Origin of the sequence: Brevibacterium sp., from assembly GCF_022712115.1 — a bacterium.
GTDB classification, from domain to species: domain Bacteria; phylum Actinomycetota; class Actinomycetes; order Actinomycetales; family Brevibacteriaceae; genus Brevibacterium; species Brevibacterium salitolerans.
Map to the genome: position 1 here is coordinate 1 of NZ_JALAHB010000083.1, position 11,119 is coordinate 11,119.

General features: G+C 73.0%; 8 protein-coding genes. 3 read left to right on the plus strand and 5 right to left on the minus strand.

Going from position 1 to position 11,119, the window contains the following annotated elements:
• Nucleotide 1: 1 nt before the first annotated feature.
• The 4 genes from Q0A33_RS05075 to Q0A33_RS05090 all read right to left on the minus strand — a co-directional run bounded on the left by Q0A33_RS05075 (nucleotide 2) and on the right by Q0A33_RS05090 (nucleotide 5,870).
• The gene (locus tag Q0A33_RS05075) at nucleotides 2–1,738 is read right to left on the minus strand and encodes an ATP-binding cassette domain-containing protein (protein ID WP_291794065.1); all 1,737 of its coding nucleotides are present in this window, start codon (nucleotides 1,736–1,738) and stop codon (nucleotides 2–4) included.
• Between the two features lie 153 nt (nucleotides 1,739–1,891).
• A complete protein-coding gene (locus Q0A33_RS05080; RefSeq protein WP_291794068.1) occupies nucleotides 1,892–3,259 on the minus strand; it encodes an LLM class flavin-dependent oxidoreductase in 1,368 nt (455 codons plus the stop codon).
• Nucleotides 3,256–4,584, minus strand: a complete 1,329-nt coding sequence (locus Q0A33_RS05085; RefSeq protein ID WP_291794086.1) for an MFS transporter — start codon at nucleotides 4,582–4,584, stop codon at nucleotides 3,256–3,258. Before Q0A33_RS05085 ends, Q0A33_RS05080 begins: the two co-directional genes overlap by 4 nt.
• 17 nt (nucleotides 4,585–4,601) lie before the next feature.
• Complete coding sequence (locus Q0A33_RS05090; protein WP_291794071.1) at nucleotides 4,602–5,870, minus strand: acyl-CoA dehydrogenase family protein; 1,269 nt, start codon at nucleotides 5,868–5,870, stop codon at nucleotides 4,602–4,604.
• A gap of 203 nt (nucleotides 5,871–6,073) precedes the next feature.
• On the opposite strand from Q0A33_RS05090, the gene Q0A33_RS05095 reads away from it, so the two are divergent.
• Genes Q0A33_RS05095 through Q0A33_RS05105 form a run of 3 tightly spaced genes read left to right on the plus strand, consistent with a single transcriptional unit; the run spans nucleotide 6,074 to nucleotide 9,628 of the window.
• Nucleotides 6,074–6,589 carry a flavin reductase family protein gene (locus tag Q0A33_RS05095; RefSeq protein WP_291794074.1) on the plus strand — a complete coding sequence of 172 codons (516 nt, stop codon included), beginning with the start codon at nucleotides 6,074–6,076 and terminating at the stop codon, nucleotides 6,587–6,589.
• Between the two features lie 40 nt (nucleotides 6,590–6,629).
• Nucleotides 6,630–8,054 (plus strand): L-lactate permease, encoded by a 1,425-nt coding sequence (locus tag Q0A33_RS05100; RefSeq protein WP_291794077.1) that lies wholly within the window; start codon nucleotides 6,630–6,632, stop codon nucleotides 8,052–8,054.
• 53 nt (nucleotides 8,055–8,107) lie between these two features.
• Complete coding sequence (locus Q0A33_RS05105) at nucleotides 8,108–9,628, plus strand: L-lactate permease (protein ID WP_291794080.1); 1,521 nt, start codon at nucleotides 8,108–8,110, stop codon at nucleotides 9,626–9,628.
• A gap of 27 nt (nucleotides 9,629–9,655) precedes the next feature.
• On the opposite strand, the gene Q0A33_RS05110 is transcribed toward Q0A33_RS05105, so the two are convergent.
• On the minus strand, nucleotides 9,656–11,032 hold the full coding sequence (locus Q0A33_RS05110) for a glycine--tRNA ligase (protein ID WP_291794083.1): 1,377 nt from the start codon (nucleotides 11,030–11,032) through the stop codon (nucleotides 9,656–9,658).
• Nucleotides 11,033–11,119: the final 87 nt, after the last annotated feature.

Genomic DNA, 11,119 nt, shown 5'->3' on the forward strand with positions numbered 1-11,119 from the left:
ATTATCGCCGCTGCGTCAAATGCGCCGCCTCCCCGTCCGCGCCGAGGTCCTCCGTCCCGTTGCGCATCGCGTCCATGTCCCAGCCGGTCGTGACCCCCAGGTCCTCCACAAAGGCCGGATCGTGGGAGACCACGAGCAGCGCGCCGCGGAAATCCGCCAGGGCGGACACGAGGACGCGCACGGAGTCCAGATCGAGGCTGTTGGTCGGCTCGTCGAGGAGGAGCAGCTGCGGCGCCGGCCGCGCCAGCAGCAGACCCGCGAGCGCCACCCGGAGGCGTTCCCCGCCGGAGAGGTCGGCGCACCTCCTCTCCCCGGCCGCCGCCCGCAGCTCCAGACTCGCGAGCATGGCCCTGACCTCGTGCGCGGTGGCCTCCGGTGCGGCTTCCCGCACCGCCCAGGCGGCGGTGTGCTCCGGCTGCAGACGGGGGTTCTGACCGAGCAGGCCCACGGGTACGGGCACGCGGATCCCCCACGCCCCGCCGTCAGCCCGGGGTGCGCGCCGCGCGAGCGCCTCCGCAGCCGCACCCGCCGTCCTGTCCTCCGCCGCCTCCCGCACGGCTGCCAGCAGCGTGGACTTCCCCGATCCGTTGGCACCGCCCAGGCGCACGCGCTCCGGCCCCACCAGGGAGTACGCGCCGTCTGCGGTGTCGAGGACCAGCACCTCGCGCCGGGGCGGCACCTCCGTCTCCGGCAGCGCGAGCCGGATGTCCACGGTCTCCCGCAGACGGGACTCAGCGGCCTCCAGCGCAGAGGCCGCCTTCGCCTCCCTGTCCGCGACCATGCCGCGCAGCTTCCCCGCGGACACCTGTGCCTCCCGCTTCCGCAGGCCCATGACGATCTTGGGTTCGCGCTTGTTCGCCTCCATCTTCCTCCCGTAGCGCTCCCGCCGGGAGAGCTTCACCTCCGCCTCGATTCGCTGCCGCTTCTCCAGGGCCTGTGCGCTCCTGGCCTGGGCGACGTCCGCACGGACCGCCGCCTGCTCCGCCTCGACCGCCTCCTCGTAGGCGCTGAACGGGCCGCCGTACAGCTGCAGCCGTCCCTGCCGCAGCTCCACGATCGCCTCCACCTGCTCCAGCAGCTCGCGGTCGTGGGAGATGAGCAGCACGCCGCCGCGCAGCTCCCGCACGGCCGCGAACAGCGAGGCGCGGCCGGCGTCGTCGAGGTTGTTCGTGGGTTCGTCGAGCACGGTCCAGACCGCGCCGGCCAGGGAGGCGCCGGCGAGGCCTGCGCGCATCGCCTGGCCGCCGGAGAGCGAGTTCAGCCGGCGGTCGAGCACATCCGGCAGATCGAGCCCCACCGCCGCAAGCGCGGCACGCGCGCGCTCCTCGAGGTCCCAGTCCTCCCCGATGGTCTCGAGCAGGGCGCCCGTCTCCGCCTCCGCGGCGTCGCCGGAGAGGATCCGGCGCAGGGCACGGAGCTTCTCCTCGATGCCGAGGACCTGGGCGACGGTGCGCTCCTGCTCCGGGAGGTTCTGCGGCAGCACCCAGACCGGCCCTCCGGGATCCGCGGTGCCCGCCTCGGGCCGGAGGGAACCGTCGAGGAGCCGGACGAAGGTGGACTTGCCGGCGCCGTTCGCACCGACGAGGCCCACGACGCCGGCGGGCACGGTGAGCGTCTGATCGTCGATGATGCGGTTGCGGGAACCGGAGTCGTCCGGCCAGGAGAAGCTCAGATGGGAGACGACGATCGCCGGTGCGTGTGCAGAGAGTGCGCGCGAGGGCGCATGAATGTGTTCCATGGGGGTCTCGTTCCGCGTGAGAGTGCGACGCGTCCGAGGCCGAGGGGTCTCGAACGCCTGTCAGGCAGTGGCGAGACGTGACTTCACGACGAAGCCTTCCATGAGGGAACAGAACGCACTCACAATAGCAGGCAGTCCCTGCCTGTGACACCCCTACCGGCGGAACCGGGCACCGAGGTGGTCCTCGGCCAGGTGCGCCCCTCCTCCCGTGAGCTGCTCGCGCAGCGTGGTCCCGGGCGCCGGCTCCGGCAGCAGGCCCCGGCGCCGCATCTCCGGCGAGACGAACCGGGTGAAGCGTTCGAGATCCGCCGGGCGCACCGCTGCGGAGATGTTGAAGCCGTCCACCCCGGCCTCGGCGGCCCACCGCTCCAGCTCGTCGACCACCGTCTCCGGGGAGCCCGCGATCACCGGCCCGCGCCCGCCGATGGCGACGAACTCCGCGAGGTCCCGCACCGTCCACCGCCTGTCGCCGGCGAGCGTGGTGAAGGAGGCGAGCGCGGACTGGTTGGCGTCCGTGGCGACGTACTCCAGCGGCTGGTCCGGCTCCGCGCCGGAGAGGTCGACGCCGGTCCAGCCTCCGAACAGCGCGAGCGCGGACTCGGTGTCGACGTACCTGCGGTACTCCTCCAGCCGGGCCTGCGCTGCCGCGTCCGTCTCGTCCACGACCACGGTCGCCAGGGAGAAGACCTTCACGGCGTCACGGGAGCGGCCGCGGTCGGCCAGGCCGGAGCGGATCGCCTCCACCCAGCCGCCCACGAGCTCCGGCGTGCCGCCGGAGAGGAACACGGCCTCCGCGTGGTCGAGCGCGAACCGCTGGCCGCGGGCCGAGGCCCCGGCCTGGAAGAGCAGCGGGGTGCCCTGCGGCCCCGGCGCGGCGAGCGCCTGGCCCGGCACGGAGAAGTACGTGCCGGAGTGCTCGATCCCCCGGATCCCCGCCGGGTCCGCAAAGACGTTGGCCGCCGCGTCCGCCCGCACCGCGTCCGGGGAGATCGAGCCCTCGAACAGCTTGTACATCACCTCCATGTACTCATCGGCCCGGTCGTAGCGCTCGTCGTGCGGGATCTGCCCGGCCATGCCCAGGTTGCGCGCCGCGGAGTCCTGGTAGCTCGTGACGATGTTCCAGGCGATCCGGCCCTCCGTGAAGTGGTCGAGGGTGGTGAGGGTCCGCGCGAGCAGGTACGGCTGCTCGTAGGTGACGGAGGCCGTCACGCCGAAGCCCAGCGTCCGGGTGACGGCCGCCATCGCGGGGACGGCGACGAGGGGATCGAGCAGCGGGAACTGGACCCCGCCGCGAGCGGTGGCGTCCGCGTTCCCGCCGTACACGTCGTAGACGCCGGGGATGTCCGCGAGGAACAGGGAGGTGAAGCCGCCGGACTCCAGCGTCCGGGCGAGGTCCGTCCAGTAGGACAGCCGGGTGAAGTCGGCGGCGCCGGACTCCGGGTGGCGCCACAGGCCCGGCGACTGGTGCACCGGGACCATCATGTCGAAGGCGTTGAGGAGGAGCGGGCGGGTGCGGGTCATGAGCGGTTCCTGTCTGCGGTGACGAGTGAGCGGGCGGGGTCGTGGGCGGCGAGGGCGGCCAGCAGGGAGAGCACGCAGAGCAGCGTGAGATAGCCGCAGATCAGCCACGGCGTCTCTCCCCCGGCGACGAACAGCAGCGCGGCGACCATGGGCATGATGCCCCCGCCGATGACGGTGCCGAGCTGGTAGCCCATGTTCACGCCGGAGTAGCGGACCTCGACGGGGAACTGCTCCGCGAACCACGCCGCCTGCGGACCGTAGACCGCGTCATGCGCGAGGTTCATGCCGAGGATGACGACGAGGGGCAGGAGCAGCAGCGGCCCGGAGTCGAGGAAGGCGAAGAACAGCCAGCCGAACACGGCGATGCCGAGGACGCCGCCCACCGTGACGGCCCGGCGGCCCACCCTGTCCGAGACCCAGCCCCAGAACGGACCGGAGACCAGGCCCACGGCCGAGGCGATCATCACGGCGGTCACGCCCGCCTCGGAGTCTCCCCGCTGGGCGGTGAGATAGGTGAGCATGTACACCGTGATGAGGTAGTAGACGCTGTTCTGCGCGAGCCGCAGGCCGATCGTCACGAGGAGCACGCGCGGGTGCTGTGTGAGGACGTCCCACAGCGGGGTCCGCGCCACCCGGCCGGACTCCTTGAGCTCCGTGAACTCCGGCGCGTCGTGCACGCCCAGCCGGATCCACAGCCCCAGCGCGACCAGCACGGCGGAGGCCAGGAACGGGATGCGCCAGCCGAAGAGCTGGAACTGCTCCGGCGTGAAGAGGTTCTGCACCGTGAAGAACGCGGTCGTCGCCAGCAGCATGCCGGCGGCCGAGCCGATCTGTGTGAAGGACCCGAAGAACCCGCGTCTGCGCGGCGGTGCGTGCTCCACGGACAGCAGCGCCGAGCCGCCCCACTCCGCACCGGCGGAGATGCCCTGGACGATCCGCAGCACCACGAGGCCCGCCGCCGCCCACCAGCCGATCGCGGAGAAGTCCGGCAGGAGGCCGATGAGGGTCGAGGCGATCCCCATCACCAGCAGTGAGGCGACGAGCAGCGCCTTCCGGCCGATCCGGTCGCCGAGGTGGCCGGCGACGATGCCACCCAGCGGGCGGGCGAGGAAGCCGACCGCGAGGCTCGCGAAGGAGGCCAGCGTGCTGCCGAGCTCGCTCTCGCTGGGGAAGAAGCGCGTGTTGAAGACGAGCGCGGCCGCCGTGCCGTAGAGGTAGAAGTCGTACCACTCGATGGTGGTGCCGGCGAAGGCCGAGGCCAGCACGCGCTTCTTGCCGTCCCAGGGCTTCCCGGAGGCCGGAGCCTCCGCGGGAGCCGCCGGCATCGTCTGCGGGCGGGCCATCAGCGGGCGCCGTCCTTCGTGCTCCTCACGGCGTCGCCGATCGCATTGAGGCCCTCCGGCAGCGTGCCGTTGATCCAGTAGTCGCCGAGCGCCCGGGCGCGGAAGGAGATGGGGTTGTGGGTGGCGACCGTCTGGGCGTTGCGCCAGTGCCGGTCGAGTCCCTTGCCCGCCGAGGTGGCCGAGGCCCCCACCGTGAGGAAGAGGTCCTGGGCGGCGCCCAGGGCGAGCTCCGGCACGGTGACCTGTGCGTGCTCCACTGCGATCTCCGACCAGTGCAGCGCCTCCGGCACCGCACCCGCGCAGTCGGAGGCGTCCGCGCCCGCGGCCGCCGTCGCGGCGATTCCCGCATCGAGGGCGCGCGCCGTCTGCAGGACGATCGCCTCCGCGGAGAAGGCCTTCGCCGCGATCCGGCCGGTCGCCTCCTGGATGAGGGGGTCCTCGCGGAACGGCAGGCCCGAACCCGTGTTGAAGGTGCGGGCGCGGGCGGCGATCGTGGCGGCGGCGTCCCTGCGCGCGGCGCGGGCGATGCCGGCGAGCACCGCGAGCAGCACGTGCTGGAAGAACGCGGCCTCGTGGACGGCCTCGGGTGTGCCGACCACGCGCTCCATGACTGCCGCGTCCTCCACCGGCACCGCGTCGAACACCGTGGTGCCGGTGCCGGTGAGCTTCTGGCCGAACCCGTCCCAGTCGTCGTCCACCCGCACGCCCGGGGCATCCGTGGCGACGGTGGCGAACCGGCGGCCGTCCTCGCCCTCGAGTGAGGCGGAGACGCGGGTGTACTCCGCGAAGATGGTGCCGGTCGAGTAGAACTTCCGCCCGTCCAGCACCCAGCCGTCCCCGGCGCGGGTGAGGACGGTGTTCAGCCGGCCGAGGGCGTTGCCGCCCTTCTCCGTCGAGGCGTTGCCCACCGTGGCGCCGGCGAGCACGCGCGGATACCAGACCTCCTGGATCCGTGCGGGCTGGAAGCGCAGCGCCTCGACGAATCCCAGATGCGAGCGGTACTGGTGCGCGATGTTGGAATCCGCCTCGGCGAGCTCGATCAGCAGGCGGGTGACGGTCTCGATGTCCGCTCCCGGGCCGCCGTGCTCCGCAGGCACCAGGAGCGTGCCGAACCCGGCCGCGTTGAGCTCCCGGATCTCCTCGAACGGCAGCTGCCGTTCGAGCTCGCGGGTGAGCGCGCCCTCGGCGGTCTTTGCGAAGAGCGGCCGGAAGAGCGCCGCGAGCGCATCGTGGTCGGAGGGCAGGGGGGGAATGGGTGTGGAGGTCATGGAGGGCGAATCTACGACCGCCCGCGCGGGCCCCGTCCCGCCGGCTGACGCACTCCGTCATGGTGCGTCATATGACAACGCGTCCATGACGGAGTGTGTCCTCGCTCGCACCCGGCGCGGCCGGCCTCTGGCACCGTGGCGTCGCAGAGCCCACCGGCCGGCGGGTTCATCGCCGACGCACGCAGATCCATGAGGTGACCGCAATGACAGTGACCGCTCCCGCCGCGGGCCTGGCGCCCCAGGCCCTCAGAGACGCCTTCTCGCACTTCCCCCAGGGCGTGGTGCTCATCAGCGCGGAGGTGGACGGGGCGCCCCGGGGCCTCGTCGCCTCGACCTTCACCGTGGGCGTCTCCCTGGACCCGCCGCTCGTGAGCGTGGCCGTCCAGCACTCCTCGGAGACGTGGCCGCAGCTCCGCGCCGCCCCCGTCCTGGGCGTGTCCCTGCTGGGAAGCCATCAGGCGGACGTCGTCCGGCAGCTGTCCTCGAAGGACCGCGACCGCCGCTTCGAGGGCATCGCCACGGAGGTGCGCCCCGACCTCTCCCTCACCGTGGGCTCCAGCCCCGTGACGATGCGCACCCGCGTCCACGACGAGGTCCGCGCCGGCGACCACGACATCGTGCTGCTCGAGATCCTCGACATCGGGACCGCCCCGGAGGCCGCGCCCCTCGTCTTCCACCGCAGCTCCTTCAAGGAGGTCACCGTCCCGGCAGGAGGCTGAGCACCGCCGCACGGTCCGCCGCATATGGCACAGTGTCGTGGTGATCGTCTCCGTCCTCCTCGCCGCGCTGCCCGTCCTCGCCGTCGTCGGGATGCTGCTGGCCGGCCGCTCGGCGGTCGCCTCCTCCCTCGCCGGCCTGCTCACGGCGCTCGTGGTGGGCGGCACGGCGTTCCCGCTCCCTGCGGCGCTCGCCCCGGAGCTGCTCGGCTTCCTCCCGCTGCTCGCGGAGATCGCTGCGATCCTCCTCACCGGGGTGGTCCTCGCCCGCCTCCTCACGGCCTCGGGCGCCATGCACCGCATCAGCGGCTGGGTGCTGGAGACCGCTCCGGGGCCGGTGGCCGGCGCCGTGCTCGTGGTGTTCGGGGTGGTCCCCTTCGTCGAATCGGTCACGGGTTTCGGGATCGGCCTCACCATCGGCGTGCCCGTCCTCGTCCATCTGGGATACGGCGTGCGCCGCGCCGCCGTGCTGGGGATCCTCGGCATGGTCGCGGCGTGCTGGGGCGGACTCGCGGTGGGCGTCCGGGTGGGCGGCGGCCTCACGGACATGCCGCTGTCCGCGCTCGGCGTGGCGGCCGCCGTGTTCGCCGCAGGCCCCGTGCTCGTCGCCGTCGTCGCCACCGCCGCCGTGCTCCGCAGCTGGGGCGCCGGACTGCTCTACGGCCTCCTGGGCGGCGGGGTCATGCTGGGGGCCACGGGACTGTTCAACGCCCTCGTGGGGCCGGCCCTGTCCTGGGTGCTCGGCTCCCTCGTCGCCCTCGCCGCGCTGCTCGCGGTCTTCCGCCTGCGGGGAAGCCGCCTCCGAGCCGACCGTGCGCTCCGGCTCTCCCTCCTGCCCTACGGCGTGGTCACGGCCGGGCTGCTCGCGGCCTCCGCGCTCGCCGCGGTCCTCCCCCACCCCCTCACGCACGCCCTCACCTCACCGCCGCTGTGGCTGGCGGCCGGCTGCCTCACGGCCGCTGTGCTCCTCCACCGGCGGGGGCCCGGCACCGGTGCGGCGATCCGTGCCGGGGTGCGCCAGTGGGTGCCGGTCGGCGTCGCGACCGCCTCCTTCATGTCGATGGGGTGGGTGCTCATGGAGTTCGGCATGAGTGCGGCCCTGGGGCAGGCGCTGTCCGTGCTGGGGCCGTGGACCGTGCCCGTGCTGGGCGCGCTCGGGACCGTGCTGGCCGGCTCCATCACCGGCGCCCAGTCCATGTTCGCCACCACCTTCGTCCAGGTCGCCGAGGCCACCGCCGTCTCCCCGCTCACGCTGCTGGCGGCCTCCCTCGCCGCGTGCGGACTGGCCAACGGCGCCTCCCCCGCACGCGCCGCCCTCGCGGTCTCCCTCGCGGAGTCCGCCCTGCCGGAACCGCGGCGGGCCGCGGCAGACGGGGCCGGCCACGAACGCGCCGTGCTGCTCATCGCACTGGGGCTGAGCCTGCTGAGCGCCGGGGTCATCGCCGTCCACCTGCTGCTCGTCGTGTGAGCCCGTCCGCGTCCGTCTCCGCCGGCCACCGGTGCTGTGCGAGAGTGGGAGGTGTGACGACCCCCGACCTCCTCACCGCCGCGCTCGCCGCACTGCCCGTCCTCCTCACCGCGGCGGTGCTGCTCGCCGGCAGGGGCTCGCTCCTCGCCGCCTCGGTGGCGACGCCGGCGGCGGCAGTGCTCGCCCTCTGGCAGTTCCGGCCGGAGGCGGAGACCGCCCGGAGCTCCTTCCTCGACTACGCGCCCGTCCTCGCAGAAGTGCTCCTCATCCTCCTGTTCGGCATGGTGCTCGCGCAGCTGCTCCAGGCCTCGGGCGCCATGCGGAGGATCGGCGACTGGCTGCTGGCGTCCTCGCCCTCCCTGGGCGCGGGCACCGCGCTCGTGGTCCTCGGCATCGTCCCGTTCGCGGAGTCGGTCACCGGGTTCGGGATCGGCGTGACGGTGGGGGTGCCGCTGCTCGCGCACATGGGCCACGGCATCGTCCGCGCGGCGGTGCTGGGGCTCTGCGGCCTCGTCATGGTCCCCTGGGGCGCACTCGCACCCGGCACCACCGTCGCCGCGAGCCTCACGGGGCTCGACCTCACGGAGCTGGGCATCGCCACGGCCGGGGTGAACGTCGTGCCGCTCGTCGTCGTGGCAGCGGTCACGGCGGCGCTGTCCCACGTCAGCGGTGCCGGCAGGCAGCGCTCGGAGCGGCAGCACTCCGGCCGCGCACTGCTCGCGACGCTCGGCTGGACCGCTCTGGCCGCAGTCGTGCTGGGCGGGGGCGTGCTGGCGGCCAACATCGTCCTCGGCACGCCGCCGGCCGGAGTCCTGGGCTCCGGCGCGGTCATCTGCGTCCTGCTGGTGCTCTTCCGCCTCCGCGGCACACGGGCCGCCGCGGATGCCGCGCTGGGCCGGGCGCTGCTGCCCTACGGCGTCCTCACAGCGGGCCTGCTGCTGGCGCAGCTGGTCACCAGAGGGCTCGCCGAGGCCCTGCCCGCCTGGCTCGCCCACGGCCTGGCGGCGCCGCCGCTGTGGCTGGCGATCGGTGCCGGAACGGCCTTCGTCCTCATGCACCGGGCGCAGGCGGCGCCGGCCGTCACAGACCCGCCGGCACAGGCCCTCCGCCGCGGCCTGCGCGCCTGGCTGCCCGTCGGCACGGCCACCGGGCTCTTCATGCTCATGGGCTGGGTCATGACGGTGAGTGGGATGAGCGCCGCGATCGGCACGGCGCTGGCGGGGCTGGGGCCGGGGGCGGCACCGGTGCTCTCCGCCGTAGGCGGCGTGCTGACGGGCTCCAACACGGGGGCGAACGCGATGTTCGCCTCGACCACCGCCGTCCTCGCGGAATCCGCGGACGCGAGCGTGCTCGTCCTCGTCGCCGCAGGCAATGCCGCCGCCTCGATCAGCACCCTCGCCGCCCCCTCCCGGGTGGCGATGGCCGCGGCTCTGGCGGCGTCCGCACAGGACGCGGCATCTGCACAGGAGGCCCCCGGAGACGCCGCACGGCGAGAGCGCGCCGTGCTGCTGCGCGCTCTCGCCGTGGTCGCCGTCGCCGTGGCAGGGCTCGCGGCCCTCGCTGCGGGCCTCTGAGCCGGGCTGCTGCCGAGCCGGGCCTCCTCAGCCCAGGATGCCCTCGCGGATGTAGGCCGGCACCTCGGCGATCGCCACGCGCTCCTGGCTCATGTCGTCGCGCCGGCGGATCGTCACCGCGTCGTCGTCGAGCGAGTCGAAGTCGTAGGTGATGCAGAACGGCGTGCCGATCTCGTCCTGGCGCCGGTAGCGGCGGCCGATGGCGCCGGCGTCGTCGAAGTCCACGTTCCACTCCCGCCGCAGCGTGGCGGCGAGCTCACGCGCCTTGGGGCTGAGCTTCTCGTTGCGCGACAGCGGCAGGACCGCGGCCTTGACGGGCGAGAGCCGGGGGTCGAGGCGCAGGACCGTGCGCTTGTCGACGCCGCCCTTGGCGTTGGGCGCCTCGTCCTCCGAGTAGGCGTCGACGAGGAAGGCCATCATCGAGCGGGTGAGGCCGAAGCTGGGCTCGATCACGTAGGGCGTGTACCGGTCGCCGGAGGCCTGGTCGAAGTACTGGAGCTTGGCGCCCGAGGCCTCGGTGTGGCGGCTCAGGTCGTAGTCCGTGCGGTTGGCCACACCCATGAGCTCGCCCCACTCCGAACCCTGGAAGCCGAACCGGTACTCGAGGTCGATGGTGCCGTCGGAGTAGTGCGCGCGCTCGTCGGCCGGGACGTCGAAGCGCCGCAGGTTGTCCGGGTTCACCCCGAGGTCGATGAACCAGTCCCAGCACGCCTCGACCCACTCGTCGAAGTACTTCCCGGCCTCATCCGGGTGCACGAAGTACTCGATCTCCATCTGCTCGAACTCGCGGGTGCGGAAGATGAAGTTGCCGGGGGTGATCTCGTTGCGGAACGACTTGCCGATCTGGCCGATCCCGAAGGGCGGCTTGCGGCGGGCGGCGGTCACGACGTTGTTGAAGTTGATGAAGATGCCCTGCGCAGTCTCCGGCCGGAGGTAGTGGAGGCCCTCCTCGTTGTCCACGGCGCCCAGGTAGGTCTTCACGAGGCCGGAGAACTGCTGCGGCTCCGTCCACTTCCCTTCCTGACCCGTCTCCGGGTCGCGGATGTCCGCCAGCCCGTTGGCCGGCTCGTGCCCGTGCTTGGCGACGTAGGCCTCGATGAGGTGGTCCGCGCGGTACCGCTTGTGGGTGTGCAGGGACTCGACCAGCGGATCGACGAAGGTCTCCACGTGGCCGGAGGCCTCCCACACCGGGCGCGGCTGGATGATCGAGGAGTCGAGGCCCACCATGTCCTCACGGCCGCGCACGAACGTCTGCCACCACAGGCTCTTGATGTTCTCCTTGAGCTCCACGCCCAGCGGACCGTAGTCCCATGCGGAGCGCGAACCGCCGTAGATCTCACCCGCCTGGAAGACGAAGCCGCGCCGCTTGGCGAGGTTGATGACGGAATCAAGGGTGGATGCCACGGAAGTGCTCCTCAGCTCGGAGCGGGGTCGCCTGAGAGCGCGGCCTGCCGAACCGCCGCCGCACCCCCACCAGCCCACCCAGTCCGC